This window comes from Paenibacillus dendritiformis (genome assembly GCF_015845845.1).
Lineage (GTDB): Bacteria > Bacillota > Bacilli > Paenibacillales > Paenibacillaceae > Paenibacillus_B > Paenibacillus_B dendritiformis_C.
Genome location: NZ_LDIG01000126.1, coordinates 22889 through 38549, shown reverse-complemented (window position 1 = coordinate 38549; position 15661 = coordinate 22889). Strand labels below are relative to the sequence as shown.

The 15661-nt window shown below is 57.5% G+C and carries 13 protein-coding genes; 12 read left to right on the top strand and 1 reads right to left on the bottom strand.

Features of this window, described 5'->3' with window-relative positions; genetic code table 11:
- Positions 1-36: 36 nt before the first annotated feature.
- A complete protein-coding gene (locus ABD76_RS11150) occupies positions 37-957 on the bottom strand; it encodes a proline dehydrogenase family protein (RefSeq protein WP_197256886.1) in 921 nt (306 codons plus the stop codon).
- A 219-nt stretch (positions 958-1176) separates the two neighbouring features.
- Between ABD76_RS11150 and ABD76_RS11145 the strand changes: the two genes are divergently transcribed.
- The 12 genes from ABD76_RS11145 to essC all read left to right on the top strand — a co-directional run bounded on the left by ABD76_RS11145 (position 1177) and on the right by essC (position 15647).
- Complete coding sequence (locus tag ABD76_RS11145) at positions 1177-2466, top strand: sigma 54-interacting transcriptional regulator (RefSeq protein WP_242069516.1); 1290 nt, start codon at positions 1177-1179, stop codon at positions 2464-2466.
- A 54-nt stretch (positions 2467-2520) separates the two neighbouring features.
- Entirely contained in the window at positions 2521-3048 is a 528-nt protein-coding gene (locus ABD76_RS11140) for a DUF2569 domain-containing protein (RefSeq protein WP_197256884.1), read from the top strand.
- A 26-nt stretch (positions 3049-3074) separates the two neighbouring features.
- Positions 3075-4244, top strand: a complete 1170-nt coding sequence (locus ABD76_RS11135; protein ID WP_197256882.1) for a GNAT family N-acetyltransferase — start codon at positions 3075-3077, stop codon at positions 4242-4244.
- A 161-nt stretch (positions 4245-4405) separates the two neighbouring features.
- Positions 4406-4687, top strand: coding sequence for a hypothetical protein (locus ABD76_RS11130; protein WP_197256881.1), 282 nt, complete (start codon positions 4406-4408; stop codon positions 4685-4687).
- A 160-nt stretch (positions 4688-4847) separates the two neighbouring features.
- A complete protein-coding gene (locus tag ABD76_RS11125; protein ID WP_197256879.1) occupies positions 4848-5813 on the top strand; it encodes an alpha/beta hydrolase in 966 nt (321 codons plus the stop codon).
- 461 nt (positions 5814-6274) lie between these two features.
- Entirely contained in the window at positions 6275-6913 is a 639-nt protein-coding gene (locus ABD76_RS11120) for a class I SAM-dependent methyltransferase (RefSeq protein WP_197256877.1), read from the top strand.
- Between the two features lie 108 nt (positions 6914-7021).
- On the top strand, positions 7022-7621 hold the full coding sequence (locus tag ABD76_RS11115) for an HD domain-containing protein (RefSeq protein WP_197256875.1): 600 nt from the start codon (positions 7022-7024) through the stop codon (positions 7619-7621).
- A 42-nt stretch (positions 7622-7663) separates the two neighbouring features.
- Positions 7664-8653: a BadF/BadG/BcrA/BcrD ATPase family protein gene (locus ABD76_RS11110; RefSeq protein WP_197256873.1), complete on the top strand. Its 990-nt coding sequence runs from the start codon at positions 7664-7666 to the stop codon at positions 8651-8653.
- Between the two features lie 86 nt (positions 8654-8739).
- Complete coding sequence (locus ABD76_RS11105) at positions 8740-9690, top strand: phosphotransferase enzyme family protein (protein WP_197256872.1); 951 nt, start codon at positions 8740-8742, stop codon at positions 9688-9690.
- A gap of 89 nt (positions 9691-9779) precedes the next feature.
- Positions 9780-10142, top strand: coding sequence for a DnaJ family domain-containing protein (locus tag ABD76_RS11100; protein WP_197256870.1), 363 nt, complete (start codon positions 9780-9782; stop codon positions 10140-10142).
- A gap of 1136 nt (positions 10143-11278) precedes the next feature.
- The gene (locus ABD76_RS11095; protein ID WP_143801063.1) at positions 11279-11611 is read left to right on the top strand and encodes a hypothetical protein; all 333 of its coding nucleotides are present in this window, start codon (positions 11279-11281) and stop codon (positions 11609-11611) included.
- A 25-nt stretch (positions 11612-11636) separates the two neighbouring features.
- Positions 11637-15647, top strand: a complete 4011-nt coding sequence (gene essC, locus ABD76_RS11090) for a type VII secretion protein EssC (RefSeq protein WP_197256868.1) — start codon at positions 11637-11639, stop codon at positions 15645-15647.
- The last annotated feature ends 14 nt before the right edge of the window (positions 15648-15661 follow it).

Here is a 15661-nt window from a genome sequence, read left to right as displayed (position 1 = left end):
CCTCCTAAGTATATAAATTATGAAGTGATATAACTCCTACGACTTGAAAAGAGATTTCAGCACAAATCCGACATTCGCCGGCCGTTCCGCCAGGCGGCGCATAAAGTAGCCATACCAATCATTGCCGAACGGAACATAAATCCGCATCGTATAGCCTTCATTGGCCAGATCGCGCTGCGCCTGGGTGCGAATGCCGTAGAGCATCTGGAATTCGAACTGGCTGCGCGGGATATTGTGCTCGATCACGAATTGCTTGACATGCTGGATGATTTTATCGTCATGGGTGGCGATGGCGGCATAGTCGCCATTTCTGAGGTGTTGTTCGATGATGTGAATGAAGTTGCGGTCAACGTCTTCCTTATTCGGGTAAGCGACATCGGGCGACTCCTTGTAGGCGCCCTTCACGAGCCGCAGATTCGGCCGGAACCGGTGAAGGCTGTCAATATCGTCGGCGCTCTTGTACAGATACGCTTGAATGACGAGACCGACCGTGTCGCCGTATTCCTCGCGCAGCTCGCAGAAAATATCGATGGAGGCCTCGTTATGCGCGTAATCCTCCATGTCGATGCGGACGAAATTGCCGCAAGCGGCGGCGGTGTCCAGGATGGCCCGCATATTGCGCATGCACAGCTCGCGCGACAGATCCAGTCCGAGCTGAGTCATCTTGAGCGAGAGATTCGAGCGGACGCCGCTCTTCTTTATCTCCTGCAGCGTGCGAATGCAGAATTCGGTGGACTCCAGGGCCTCTTCCTCCGTAAGAATGAACTCGCCCAGATGATCCAAGGTCGCCACGATGCCGGCTTCATTCAGTTCCCGGACCGCCGCGATGGCATCCGCAATCTGCTCGCCGGCGACGAAGCGGCGGGCCCCGAAGCGCAGGCCGTACTTCTTCGCGGCGCGGTTGGCCATCCGATTCTTCGACAGAAATAATAGACCATTTCTCAGTAAGCTTTCCATCCGCGATTCTTCCCTTCTTCTGACGAAAAAGTGTTCAAAAAACAGACACATATTCTATTTATGATTAAATATAATCACAAAAGATTGGAAATGTAAACACATTCTTTTGAATCGAATGGAAATTAGGCCAAACGGAAGCTTGGGAATGAATGCTTTTTCATTGCAATCTGGATGAGGTTTTGCCATAATCTAATAAAATTGATTGCTTGGAGATGAACGATGAGTCGGTCAGAAATCATGGAAGCCGCGCTGGGCGTCCTGCTCGGGGCGATGAACGATGCCGTTACCGTCATTGACAACGAAGGAACGGTCCTGTACTGGAATCGGGTCGCGGAAGAGACCTATGGAATCAACGGCGCCGATATTATCGGTCATAAAATAGGAGATTTTTTTCAGAGAGAATCGATTATGCTCTTTCAGGTGATGGAAAGCGGCCGTGCGGTCCATCAAGTGTATCATGAGCCGCGGCCGGGCATGCACGTCATGATTAACGCGGCCCCGATCACGGATGAGGCGGGGCAGCCGCTCGGCGCTTTGTCCATTGAACGGGATGTGTCGTCCTATGTGAAATTAAGCGCGGAGATGTATCATCATCCGGCAGGCCAGCCGCTGCTGCCTGCCGTCTTCCCTTCCGCCATGCTGCAGCGGCTGCAGACGGCATTCTCCCTCGGGCAGCCGCTGCTGCTCGCTGGCGAGCCCGGAGTCGGCCGCACTTCGATGGCCGAATGGCTGCATCGGAGCGCCGGGCGGACGGGGCGCTTCGTGATGGTCAGCTGCAGCACCATTCCCGAGGGCATGCTGGAGGCCGAATTGTTCGGCTATCAGGGGGAAAGAGAAGAGCGGCCAGGGAAGCTGGATCTGGCGGCCGAAGGCACGCTTTATCTGAGAGATCTCGACGCGCTTCCTCCGTCGATGCAGGAGAAGCTGGCGGCCATACTGCGCCAGTCCCGCTTCGAGCGCCTGGGCGGCACGGCCTCCGTCCCGTTGCAGTGCCGAATCTGCGGCTCCGTCGGGCCCGAAGCCGCCGCGGAGGAGCCGGTCCGCCTGCTGCCTTCCTTGCGGTACGCCTTCCAGCTCTATACGGTTCCGCCGCTGCGCGAGCGGAAGCAGGATCTGCCGGAGCTGTGCCGGGTCTTCCTGCAGCAAGCGGCCGCCAAGGCGGGCATCACCGCTCCGGAGCTCACGCCTGACGCGCTGGCGGCCGTATTGGCCTGCGATTGGCCGGGCAATCTGTCGCAGCTCAGGAACGCGATGGAATACGCCGCGGCGGCCGCGACCGGATCCGGCGCCGTGACATCCGCCCAGTTGCCGGACTATGCCCGCTTGACCACCTTGAATGAATTAACCGAGCCGGATCTTCCCCTCAGTGTCCACTCCGGGGAGTGGGAGCGCGCCCGCATCGCCGAGACGCTCGAGCGAACGAACGGGAACAAGGCGAAGGCAGCCCGGATGCTGCGGATATCCCGCGGCGCGCTCTACTATAAAATGAAGCAGTACGGATTGGACTAAAGAAGGTTGAACCGCGGGGTCCAGTCCATATCATTGGAGAAAGGAAATAAAGGAATGAACGCGAATCCTCGCGCCGGTTCGTCCGGCGATCCGCCCCGCCCGCTGCAGCCGCTGGCGCCTTCGTATGAAGGGTTGTCGGGCTGGCTGATTATTGTCCAGATCGGGCTGTGGCTGTCTTTAGTTATGATTCTTCACCTGCTGTTCTCGGAAATTTTTCCAATCTACCAATCGAGTACATGGAGCCTGCTTACGACGCCCGATTCGGAATACTATCACTCCATGTGGTCGGTGCTCATTATTTTCGAGACGGTCGCCAACCTGTTGACGCTGATGCTGCTGGTTATGGTCTTCATTCTGTTCTACCGGAAAAAGAAGCTGCTGCCGACGATGATTATCGTGTTGTACATATGGAACATTTTATCGTCCTTTGCCGACTATTATTTGGGCGGCCTGATTCCGGCGGTTCAGGATGCCGATGGCCCGGGCACTCTTGCCCAATTGGTTCGCAGCTCCCTCTTCGGCGTCATCTGGATTATGTATTTCATCCGATCGAAGCGCGTCAAGGCGACCTTCGTCAATTAGCTTTCGCGTCAAAGGGGGTTCGGGCAATGTCTAACCTGGAGGAGCCGCTTCATATCGAAGCGCTAACCTTCAACCAGCCATTCTGCGCAGGCGTCTTCCTTATCCGGCAAGATCGCGTCGTCATGATGCTCAATGCGGATATGGAGGCCGACAACAGCCCGGCCGGACACTACGCTCCGGTCCTGCGCATCGGCGGCGTCGGAGGAGGGCAGGAGCCAGGCGAGACGATGTCCGCCTGCGCGCTGCGGGAGGCGAGAGAGGAGCTGGCAACCGAACGGGTACGGTTGAAGTCCTCGCCAGTAACGTATTTTCATGACATGGACACCGGTGACATCCGTCCGGTCACGGTGCGCGACGAGCTGGCTCCGTTCCTGCTTCAGCGGGCAACCAATCCGGCGCCGGAGCAGCTTTATAAGCCGGGTCTGCCTGTCGGAACCTACATCTATTACGGCATCTATGCGGCCGAAGCGGAAGAATCGGAGCCGCTCGCCCCTGGAGACGACATCGCGGCACTGCTGTCCATTCCGATCGGGAGCTGGAACGTAATCGAGCGGGGGGCGACCTTGTCCGAAGCGCTGGCGCACGGCTGCGCCATAACGGAAGCGGTTCCGCTGCATCGGGATACCCGACTGCATGTGCCTCAGTCCGAATCGATGCGCATGATCATGCGGCTGTATCCCCAATTCAAGGAGGCCGTTGGCATCGAGCTCCGGCCGCTCGCGCTGACGGACGGCAGCGATATTTATGAGATGCTGCAGAAGATGGGTCCCGGGGAGAAAGGGTTCTCCAACAGCGGATACGGCCTTCGCCCGACACAGTTCCGCTCTTACTTGAAAACCTGCATACAGATGTCGCAGGGGCGCCGTCTTCCCGCGCATCTCGTTCCCCAGAACGTGTACTGGCTGTATGTCCAGGGCTGGCCGGTCGGGATCGGCAAGCTGCGGCATGCGCTGACCGATGCGCTGCGGGAGCGGGGCGGCCATATCGGCTACGCGATTCGCCCCGAAGCGCGCCGGCGCGGGTACGGCACGGTCATGCTGCGTCTCCTGCTGGCCGAGGCGAGACGGATTGGCTTGCGGGAAGTGCTTCTTACCTGCGATGAAGACAATATGGCCTCCAGACGCGTAATCGAGAAGAACGGCGGCCGGTTGGCCGGGTCTGCCGACGGCATCTGCAAATATTGGATTGTCCTCTGAGCATGTTAGAGCGGGAGGGCCGGCAAGGACGGGATCTCCCGCTGCCATCTGGGGAAGAGTGGAAAAATAGGTTACTCATAGCCGCCGTGCTCCGGTTATAATATGGAGTAAAGGCAATCCATCATGAATGAGATCGAGATTTACGCAAGCGAGGGGAGAAGATGGACTCCTTATCCCTGTTTCCGGTTGAAGACTTTCTAGGCCCCTTTTTTCGGCTGCTGCTGATCCTGGCCGTCTGCATTATCGCTTACGCCGTGCTGCGGGGGATGCTGCGGTGGCTTCATCGTTGCGGTCAGCCGGTTCGAACGTCAGCCTCTCACGTCGCGGGCAAGCGGATGGAGCTCCGCCACGAACGGATGCACCATGACGGGTATGTTCATCGGCATTCGCTGGCTGTCCATTACATTGCATTCCGTCTGGAGGATGGGGAGTGCGTGGAGTAGAGGGTAAGCCGCAATGAATTCCACCGGCTGGAAGAAGGGCAGGCCGGGCGGTTACTGGTTCGGGGAGCGCGCTATATCCGGTTCGAACGGCAGTAACGGCGTTTCGGATAGTATTGTATGCTTGTCCATCATGATATCGTAGCAAAAAAGGGATGATCGTATGTGGAGTTATGTGGCGGCGGGGTGCGTCCTGCTTATCGTAATTGCGAGTGCGAATCTGCTGGGAAGCCATGTGTTCCGGCGCATGACGCTGGGCAGGCGCTCTCTTCCCGATGAGTCGTTCGCCACGGTGGAAGGCATGGGATTGATGTCACGGGGCGAATTCGAAGCGCTGCCGAAGGAAGAAGCCTCCATTGAATCGAAAGACGGTTTCCGGCTCCGGGGGTACTATATCGAACCCCACCCCGAAGGCCGGAAGGTTGTCATTATCGTGCACGGATATACGGCCAATCACGGCTATGCGTCCCAATTCATCCGTCTGTTCGCAGACGAAGGCTTCAACGTGCTGCTTATCGATCAGCGCAGCCATGGACGGAGTGAGGGACGTTACGCAACCTACGGCTATTATGAACGGGAAGATCTTGACGCTTGGATCGAATGGGTCCGGCGCCGCGTGGGCGAGGACGCCTATATCGGCCTGCACGGGCAATCGATGGGCGGGGGCACCGTGCTGATGCATGCCGGGATGGACCCGGACATCCGCTTCATTATTGCCGACTGTCCCTACTCGGACCTGGAGAAGCTGATGCGGTACCAGTTGAAGGATTTGAACCGGGTGCCGCTGTTTCCCTTCATGGGCATGCTCGATCGGAAGCTGCGGCGCCGGGCGGCCTTCTCCATGCGCGACGTCAAGCCTGTGGACCGGATTCGGGAGCTGGACATTCCGCTGCTCCTCATCCATGGCGGCAAGGATGATTTCGTGCCCACCTCGATGAGCGTCGAATTGTATCACGCGAAGACGAAGGGCATCAGACGGCTGCATATCGTCGATGATGCCGTGCATGCGACGGCCTACCCCACCGATCCGGAGGGGTACCGGGAGGCTGTGCGCCAATTCCTCGCCGAGGTGCGGGAGCAAGAGCGCCGGGAACGGCTGGCAGAGAGCGCGGCCGCGGTGGAAGGTTGATATCCCGGCCCGGATGCATCCGTTCCGAGCGAAGCTACATCATACCGCGCTCACGGTAAGACTTATCCTTGCCGCTCGGGTCCCCGGCCCGATCTTCACCCCAGCGGCGCCCTGTTCTCGAACGGCCATATGCGGTTTCCTGCGCATTGGCTTGCGATACGCCTGTGGCCGTGCCGCTTCCCGCTGACCTCCATCGGAGCGGAAGCTTCCCTTCTCATCTCTTCTCTTTCCCGATCATCGCTTGTCCCGCACTGCCGCTGTCGGCGCATCCGGTTGCCTTATCGAACGGCAGCTGGGCGTAAGTTGACGCAGGGGGTTGAAATATGCGATGCTTCTTGTCAAGAAACGATATATATTGTCCGTCGTGCAGGTCATGCAGGTTGGGCGGCTGCTCCTTATCCGGCCATTATGGATCTATGCGAGGCGCAGCCGCCGTTATTTTAATTAGAGGAGGACTGCATATGCCCTACAGAGCGATTCCCGAAGAATTGGAACAATGGTGCGAGCAGGTGAAGGCGGAAACGGAAGCGGTTTATTTGTCATATGGTGCGGATGAGCCTTGGAAGCAATCGGGAATGTCAGGACCGGAACAACGCTGGAAGGCGCTGCGCAAGCCGGTGGCCGATGCCGTCGAGCATTCCGGATCCTTCCTGGATATCGGGTGCGCCAACGGTTATTTGCTGGAATCTGTCATCGAGTGGACGAAGGAGCGGGGCATTGCCATTGATCCTTACGGACTCGATATTTCCGAGAAGCTGATTGAACTGGCGAAGGAACGTCTGCCGGCCTATGCGGATCATTTCTATGTCGGCAACGCCTTTGCCTGGATCCCGGAGCGGCGCTTCGATTATGTGGCGACAATGCTCGATATTGTGCCGGAGAAGTACGAAGAAGAGTACATTCATTTTTTGCTGGAGCACCATGTGGCCCCGGAGGGGAAGCTGCTTCTGCTGAAGACCGGAGCTTACGAAGAGCCGGAAGCGTGGCTCCATAAGCGTCTGGGCCGCTACGGCATCATTCATGGCCGGATATTGAACGGCTACGATCCGTTCAATAACCGCCAGACCAGCGTCGCTGTCATTCACCGGGATGAACGGTAAAAGGCCGAGGAGAACGGGACACGGGGGCCAGCCGCCCCCAAGGGGAGGAGCGCGGCCGGGAACTTGCTATCTCGGAGAAATACAGCCATTGAAGGAGATTGAACGATCATGGCATCCATGCAGGATAGACTGGAAATGCAAATCGAATTCATCAAAGAAGTGGATAAATTGAAATCGGTCTTTCGGCAGTCTTATTTGCTGGATCGGAGCCGGCATGAGAATGACGCCGAGCATACTTGGCATCTGACAGTGATGGCGATACTGCTGCATGAGTACGCCAACGAGCGGAACCTGAACCTGCTGCGCGTGCTCAAGATGCTCATTATTCACGATATCGTGGAGATTGACGCAGGCGACACGTTTGCCTATGATGCGCAAGGACAGGAAGACAAATTCGCCCGAGAGTCGAAGGCCGCGAAAAGGCTGTTCGGCATGCTGCCGGAGGAGCAGAAGAATGAGATGATGCAGCTTTGGATGGAATTCGAGCAGCGCCAGACGCCGGAGGCGCAATATGCGGCCGCGTTGGACCGGCTGCAGCCGCTGATTCATAACTACACGACCGAAGGGAAATCGTGGCAGGAGCATGGGATCACCAGCGAACGGGTGCTGGCGCGCATCGGCGGAATCAAGGAGGGCTCGCAGCAATTGGGCCGACTCGCCGAAAAGCTGGTTCAGCAGGCGGTCGAGCGTGGCTATCTGGCCAAATAAGGGGTCCTGCGGCTTCATCATATGAATATGGGGGATGCATGAATGGGCAACATCGTCATCGGCATCGATGGAGGAGGAACGACAACGCGGGTCATGACGGCTTCCTTGGACGGAACGGTCATCGCCTACGCCGAGAATGGCTGCTGCAATCCGAACAAGGATGTGCTGGCGAAGCAGCATGTCAGAGATGCGCTTCAGGAGGCGGCGGCGCATTCCGGCGGCGCTCCGATTGCCGCCCTGTGCGCCGGCTTGGCCGGACTCGAATCGGAACAGGATATGGCATGGGCCGAGGAATTCACGGATGCGTTCGGCGCTGCAACCGCTTCAATCGTGCGGCGGCATGTCAATGACGGGATGGTGGCGCATGCGGGCGCCTTTCTTGGAGAGCCGGGGATTATGGCTGTGTCCGGAACAGGATCCGTCGTGTTCGGGGTGAATGAGGCGGGCCGCATCGTGCGCAATCAGGATTTTCACCACTATGCGACGGCCGCCCGCTTTTTAGCCTATGAAGCGGTGTATAAAATCATTGCCGGGTACGCGGCTGAGGCGGATCAAGCCTGGGTAGGCGAGATCCTGCGCTACTGGGAAGCGGCAAGCGTAGCGGAGTTGAGCGAGATCGGAGCTGACGGGTTCGTCCGCGACGAGCATGAACGAATGCGGCGCTTCGGCGAGATGGCGCCCTATGTTACGCGGGCGGCCGGGGCAGGGGTTCCGCTGGCCCGGCACGTCTGCGACGAGGCTGCCTCCGCGCTCGAGGAAGGGATACGCCTTGTCGGCTCGCGCTTCAGCGAGGAGACCATATCCGTCGCGTTCGTAGGCAGCGTCATTCGCGATCCGTACATCCGCCGCCTCCTCACCGAGCGGCTGCGACAGGCGGCTGCGCCCGGTCGAAAGCGCTTCCGGGTTATCGAGCCGGCGCTGTCCCCCGTGGCCGGGGCAATCGTCCTGGCGCTGCAATCGATAGGCGTAGCCATTACGCCCGATATCCTCGCGCGCTTGCAGCGTCATCCGCGTTCAAGTGCGTCGGATTAGCCGGATGGACGCTGCTTGATGCCCGAATCAAAGAGCGGCCGCATTTTGACCAGCAAATGGAGCCTGGAAGGAAGGGGGAGAGAACAATGATAGAATATTTGCAGCCCGCGATTCATGAGGCATACGGAATCGATGCGCGAGGCGCGAGACTGCTCGGAGGATACTATAACCATGTGTTCGAGACATCAGACGGAGCCATGGTCATCAAATGCTGCCGGTTCGATCGCGAAGATCCGGCCTTCGTGGAGGCCGAGCTTGCCTGGATGAAGCAGGCGGCGGAAGCCGGCCTGCTGGTGCCGGAGCCGGTGCGAGCGAAGGACGGGGGGATGACGGCCCGGCTGGATGGGGAATGGTTCGTCGTCGTCACGAAGAAGCTGGACGGGGCTGCCATTCATCCGAGGGATCCGGAGCAGTGGAACGAGCGGCTTTTCCGCCAATGGGGGGAAACGATGGGAACACTGCGCCGGTCGGCGCGGCACTATTCGGCGGCTTGGGCTCCGCCTTTTCTGGATTGGACGGACGACCGGCTCGTTCGTGAAGCGCTGTCTTCTGCCGGCAGCGGCCGTCTCGAAGAAGATGCGCCCGTCTGGGAGCTGTGGCTCGAGTGCGTTCAGGAGGCGCAGCGCTTCCCTCAGGATGCGGATCGCTACGGCCTCATCCATCACGATCTTCATCCGGGCAATCTGCTGCGGGTTGGAGATCGGTTAGCGGTGTTGGACTTCGGTGACAGCATGCGCCACTGGTACGCGTATGATATCGCGATTGCCGCGCAGGCGGCATCGATGAGCGTACGGAACCGGGAGGAGCGGCCGGCCTTCATATCCCGGTTTTTGGACGCCTTTACGGAAGGGTATGCGGAAGCGGACAAGTTGCCTGCCGAAGAATGGGAGCGGGTTCCCTTCTTCCTCCGGTATCGAAGCATCTACTCGTATCTTTATCATCGGACGAGCAAGCGACCGGAGGAATGGAGCGATCGGGAGCAGGCCATTTTGGCCCGCATGCGGGAGGATATCCTGAGCGGAGCCGCATATGTATAAGGCGTTTGCCTGGCCTGGCTTCTGCAGTGAAGCCGGATCGGCATACATAGGCATACATATAGGATTGAAAGCGGAGAGGAGGAAACGATGTGAGTGAGCGGCAAGGGGACTGGATGGATGAGATTTTCTCGAATTACGCGAAATCAGGCGGCATGAACGAACTTCCCGGCAAGGGCAAGCCGCTGGATGTGGCAAGCGGGGATGCGCTCCACAGCGTTATGAAGGAAGCGCATGTGCTCCCTTCCTGGCTGGAGCTTCAAAAAAAGATTCGAAATCAGTTGGAGCTGATGCTTCGTCAGATGGAGGAGCTCGGAAGCGAGCCTCAAGATGTGGCGATCGAGGAACTGAACCGCAGCATCCGGACTTACAACGCGATGGTGCCGAATGCGCTGCTGCAAAAAGGAACAATTACGAAGGAAAACATACGGGCGCAGTGGACGAAATGGGAATAATTCATACTTAGGCTTCCGCCAGGCGGGAGCTTTTTGAGCGGTTAAGGTTCCGTGGATTCCTTTTGCCCAATCTCCCAACCCGTCAGGAAGAGTCTGAACGTTAGCTCCTTTTGGTTAATCTCCCAACCCGTAGGAAGAGTCTGACGTTAGCTCCTTTTGGTCAATCTCCCAACCCGTCAGGAAGAGTTCGGAACGTAGCACCTTTTTCTCAATATCCCAACTTGTCAGGAGAGTATGAAGAGAAAAGCTCCTTTTTCCCAATATCCCAACTCATCAGGAAATGTATAAACGGAAACTCCTTTTTCGCAGTCTCCCATCTAGTCATTATGCGCGATATTTCACTTTATAATGGACCCGATTCAAGGAGAAGGAACAGTTCAGACTCCCGATCGATGGAGGAAGGGATCAGAGGGTCGAACCGTAATCTTAAATAGGAATAGTGAAGTGAGAGGCAGTCTGAACGACGGGGAGAGTCAAGCATAGGGACTGCTGATAAGACTGACCTAATGGGATAGCAAGTACAAGTATAAGAAGTGACGGACTGACCTAATGGGATAGCGAGAATAAGAAGTGACAGACTGACCTGATGGGATAGCGAGAATAAGAAGTGACGGACTGACCTAATGGGATAGCAATTATAAGAAGTGATCGACTGACCTAATGGGATAGCCAGAATAAGAAGTGATCGACTGACCTAATGGGATAGCGAGAATAAGAAGTGACAGACTGACCTGATGGGATAGCGAGAATAAGAAGTGACAGACTGACCTAATGGGATAGCAAGTACAAGTATAAGAAGTGACGGACTGACCTAATGGGATAGCCAATATAAGAAGGTAAGGACTGAGTTATCGGGAAAATAATTAGAAGAAGTGTTCCGACTGGTCCCCGGGGATGGCTCTGACATTGTTTTTGGAGTTCTGTCACGAATTCCGTTCTTATGACTCATTGCAACTGGGCAATTCCAATATATACTAAGTACGGATATGGTATAATCATGTATACTAAGTCCTGTCCGCCCCCCGCAATCGGTGACGCATAGCCTGCATTGACCGCTATCCGCCGCGGGTGTAGAGTGAAATGAGACAGGCGGAGCCGGAGCGGCTCTGATCCGTATGGGAAGGAGGGCGCTTGCGATGATGCTTACCGTATCTTCAGGAAGACAGGGCCAGGAGTGGTTCGACATCGATGTGTCGGAGGATTGCACGGGCCTGCAATTGAAAGCTATTCTCGGATTGAAATTGTTCGGCGAGCCGCCGCGCAATGACGTGCAATATATACTCGAGGCGAAGCAACCGGAAGGGTTGTGGTTCGTCGTACAGGAACAACAACGGCTTGCGGAGGCCGGGCTGCGCGAAGGGGCGCATATTCGCATTCAACGGGCTTACTCCACGACAACCGACTCGCTTCCTGCATATGGCAGACGAATGCTGTTTCAACCGGAGAAGGACAGGGTAGCGAATAAGTAGCGATTCAGACGAGGAGTTGTTCGCCGTGAACGTACTGTACCAGAGATCACCTAGAATCAAGCCTACGCTGCGCAGGGATAAGCTTGAGATTTTGCGCCCGCCGGCGGAACCGACCCGTCCTACATTTTCGATTATTACGATTATCATTCCGATTATTATGACGTTGGTCAGTGTCGGTTTTTACATATATATGTCGATGTCAGGCAAGATGGGCAACAGCAATTATATGATGTTCCAGATGTTGACCATTTTTATGATGCTTACGTCGTATACTCTTCCTTTTTTTATGTATTTGAACAATAAGAAGGTGTACGAGCGCCGCCAGGTGGAGCGCGATCGGATGTACCGCGCCCAATTGAATAAGCATCGGGAAGAACTGCAGGAGAAGGCAAGGGAGCAATTGGAGGCGCTGCAGGCGATCCATGGCGATCCCGAAGTATGCTATCAGATCGTCAAGAACCGGAGCAGCAATTTGTGGGAGCGCGGCCCGGCGGATGATGATTTTATGCATGTGCGAATCGGCACCGGCGCGGTGCCATTCTATATGGAGATTGAAGTGCCACGCGCCGACGGCTATGAGCGCGATCCGTTGATCGACGCTGCCCGCGAAGTCGCCGAAGAGTTCGAGCGGGTGGAGCCGGCGCCTATCGCGCTTCCTTTGTATCCGGCGAAGGTCATCGGCATTGTCGGAGGACGGGAAGCGGTAATGAATGCAATTCGCGTCATTACGGCGCAGTTGTCTACCCGGCATTCGCCGGACGAAGTGAAGCTGGCCGCCTTCTATGACGAGCGCGAAGCCGAGGAATGGAGCTGGCTTCGCTGGCTGCCCCATACGTGGGATGACGAACGGACGCAGCGTTATTTGGCGGATCGCCGCAGCGGGGCGCATCAGCTGGCGGACCAGCTGTTCAGCCTGCTGAACCGGAGGATAAGCTTCCGCACGTCCGGCCAGAAGAAGCAGCATCTTCCTTGTTATGTCGTCCTGCTGTCCGATACGCAGCTTGTGGAAGAGGAGCCGCTGTATCCCCTTCTCCTCGAGGATGCGGGCCGCATCGACGCCTGCACGATTGTGCTCTCGGAGAGCAAGGAGCGCCTGCCGATGCAGTGCCAGCTTATCGTGGAAGTGGGCGAATCCGAAGGAACCTATACGCATAAGACGGAAGAAGAAGGCATCGTTCGGCATGCCTTTTCCGCCGATCTTATGCCTCTGGATGGAACGGACACGCTGGCTCGCTATATGGCTCCAATACGTCTGAAGCGATCGGCCGCGTCCGACATCCCTACCGTGCTGACGCTGTTCGAGATGCTGGGCGTGAAGGAGATCGGCCAGCTCGACGTCGCTTCGCGCTGGCGGAAAAACCGCTATCCCGATTCGCTGCCGGTTCCGGTCGGCGTGCGCGCGGGAAGCAAGAAGATCATGCTCAATCTGCATGACAAGATCGAGCGCAAGGGACACGGGCCGCACGGCCTTATCGCGGGCACGACCGGTTCGGGGAAGAGCGAGGTCATCCAGTCGCTCATCGCTTCGCTTGCCGCCGAGTTCCATCCGCATGAGCTTGCGTTCATGCTGATTGACTACAAGGGCGGCGGCATGTCGAACACGTTCGTCGATCTGCCGCATGTCGTAGGCACGATAACGAATCTGGACGACAGCTTGATCGAGCGGGCCAAGGTGTCGCTCCGGGCGGAGCTGATCCGCCGGCAGCGCATCCTGAACGATGCCGGGAATTTGCAGCATATCGATGAATATTACCGTTCGGACCGGCGTGCGGAGCATCCGCTTCCGCATCTGGTCATCATTATCGATGAATTCGCCCAGTTGAAAAAGGATCAGCCGGAGTTCATGGATGAGCTGATCAGCATCGCCACGATCGGCCGGACGCTCGGCGTCCACCTCATCCTGGCAACGCAGAAGCCGGCGGGCGTCGTGGACGAGAAAATTTGGAGCAATACCCGCTTCCGCATCTGCCTCCGGGTTCAGAGCGAAGGGGACAGCCGGGATATGCTCAAAATACCGAATGCCGCCTGGATAACCAATCCCGGGAGAGGCTATTTCCAGGTCGGCAGCGATGAAGTGTTCGAAGAGATGCAGTTCGCTTGGAGCGGGGCGCCTTATCTGGTGAAGCGCAAGGACGAAGACGCCTCGCCTTTCCAGATATATGAGGTCCGGCTGAACGGCAAGCGGGAACCGCTGCTGACCGGAGAGGAGCTTTCTTCCGCGCTGATGGAGAAGGAGCCGCCGAAGCAGCTTCAAGTGTTCATCGACCATGTGGCCGAGACGGCCCGCCGCGAGGGGATTGCGCGGCTTCCGGGCCCTTGGCTCCCGCCGCTGCCGGAGCATCTGGAACTGGATGAAGTTCTGGCGCTGCGCCGGGAAGAACCGGCAGAATCATGGCCGACGGAGCATCCGGAGACCGAGCTGCAGGCTGTCGTCGGCTTGGTCGACGATCTGATGCAGCAGCGGCAGGAGCCGCTCCATTTGGGCATGGAGCAGGGACATCTCGCCGTATACGGCATGCCGGGCACAGGGAAGACGACCTTCGTTCAGTCGCTGCTGATGTCGCTTGCGAAGCAATACACGCCGGAGCGGTGGCATGGCTATGTCGTGGACATGGGACGGATGATGAAGGACGTCGCCCAGCTGCCTCATGTCGGTTCGGTCATGCTGGCGGAGGAGGATGACCGCATCAAGCGGCTGTTCCGCTACCTCTCGCAGCAGCTTGCCGAGCGCAAAGAAATGATATCGGAAGCGGGCGTCAAGACGATTGCCTCCTACCGGAGGGCGGCACGCGAACAGGTGCCGCACATCGTCGTCGTCATCGACGGGTATTTGAACTTCCGGACGACCTATCCGGAGGAGAACGAGCTGTTGGAATACTTGCTGCGCGAAGGCGGAAGCCTCGCCATCACGTTCGTCATTACGGCGAACCGCGTAACCGATATTTTCGAGAAGGTGCGCAGCAATATTCCGCAGGCGGTATCGTTCGAGCTTGCCGATCCGAGCGACTACTATTTTGCGGTCGGGCGGCCGACGAAGGCGCCGGTGCAGCTTCCGCCGGGGCGCGGGCTGGTGAAGGGAGCCGTCCCGCCGCTTGAATTCCAGACGGCGCTGCCGTCCAGCGGACCCGACGAGACCGAGCGGATCCTGCGGCTTCGCGCCGAGATGAAGTCGATCAAGGAGGCGTGGAGCGGCAAGGAAGCGCCGCCGATTCGGCCCCTGCCGGAGATTGTCCGGCTGCCGGAGCTGCTTCCGGATCCGGGAAGACGGGCGCCGGAAGGAGGGGAAGGCTTGTACCGGGTGCCGGTCGGCCTCCGTTCGGACGATCTGGAACCGTTCTTTATCGATTTGAAGGAAGGCCCTCATTTCGTGGTAGCCAGCCCGATGGAGAGCGGCAAGACATCGTTCCTGTCGAGCTGGATGCTGTCGCTGGCTTATCATGTCTCGCCGGAGCGGCTTCATATCTATGCGGTCGATACCCGGTTCGGCGGGGAAGGAATCAGCCGGTTATCCGGTCTTCCCCATGTCAAAGGAATCGCTGCGCGGGAAGAAGAGATTCCATTCCTTGTGCAGATGATATATGATCAAGTACAGAACCGGACGAAAGAAGCGCATGAGCCGGCCCTCTTGCTTGTGATGGACGATGCCGACGACTTATGCAAACAGTTGACTGATTTTTCTGTAAAGGATCAGCTGTCTGCCATCGTGCGGCAGGGCCGGGATCGGAATGTGCATGTCGTGCTGGCGGGAGTTCCATCGGAATTTCCGACCTTCGGCGTCGATTGGTTCAACGATGTGAAGGCGTCCCAATCGGGATTCCTGTTCGGTACAATCGACGCGAATGATCTGTCCTTCCTGCGCCTGCCGATATCGGAATCGAACAGCGGGAGCTCCGGAACGAAGATGCTGCCGCCGGGACAAGGATATTTTATGCGACGCAAATTTACCAAATTGAAAGCCGCTTTTCCATATACCGAGTCGTGGACTCCAAATGAATGGTCAGAACGAATTCGCGAACGATGGAATGTACCGGTCTGATGGGGGGGTGCATG

Coding starts and splice junctions, on each gene's coding strand:
- ABD76_RS11150 (WP_197256886.1), bottom strand. CDS start 957: ATGGAAAGCTTACTGAGAAATGGTCTATTATTTCTGTCGAAGAATCGG.
- ABD76_RS11145 (WP_242069516.1), top strand. CDS start 1,177: ATGAGTCGGTCAGAAATCATGGAAGCCGCGCTGGGCGTCCTGCTCGGG.
- ABD76_RS11140 (WP_197256884.1), top strand. CDS start 2,521: ATGAACGCGAATCCTCGCGCCGGTTCGTCCGGCGATCCGCCCCGCCCG.
- ABD76_RS11135 (WP_197256882.1), top strand. CDS start 3,075: ATGTCTAACCTGGAGGAGCCGCTTCATATCGAAGCGCTAACCTTCAAC.
- ABD76_RS11130 (WP_197256881.1), top strand. CDS start 4,406: ATGGACTCCTTATCCCTGTTTCCGGTTGAAGACTTTCTAGGCCCCTTT.
- ABD76_RS11125 (WP_197256879.1), top strand. CDS start 4,848: ATGTGGAGTTATGTGGCGGCGGGGTGCGTCCTGCTTATCGTAATTGCG.
- ABD76_RS11120 (WP_197256877.1), top strand. CDS start 6,275: ATGCCCTACAGAGCGATTCCCGAAGAATTGGAACAATGGTGCGAGCAG.
- ABD76_RS11115 (WP_197256875.1), top strand. CDS start 7,022: ATGGCATCCATGCAGGATAGACTGGAAATGCAAATCGAATTCATCAAA.
- ABD76_RS11110 (WP_197256873.1), top strand. CDS start 7,664: ATGGGCAACATCGTCATCGGCATCGATGGAGGAGGAACGACAACGCGG.
- ABD76_RS11105 (WP_197256872.1), top strand. CDS start 8,740: ATGATAGAATATTTGCAGCCCGCGATTCATGAGGCATACGGAATCGAT.
- ABD76_RS11095 (WP_143801063.1), top strand. CDS start 11,279: ATGATGCTTACCGTATCTTCAGGAAGACAGGGCCAGGAGTGGTTCGAC.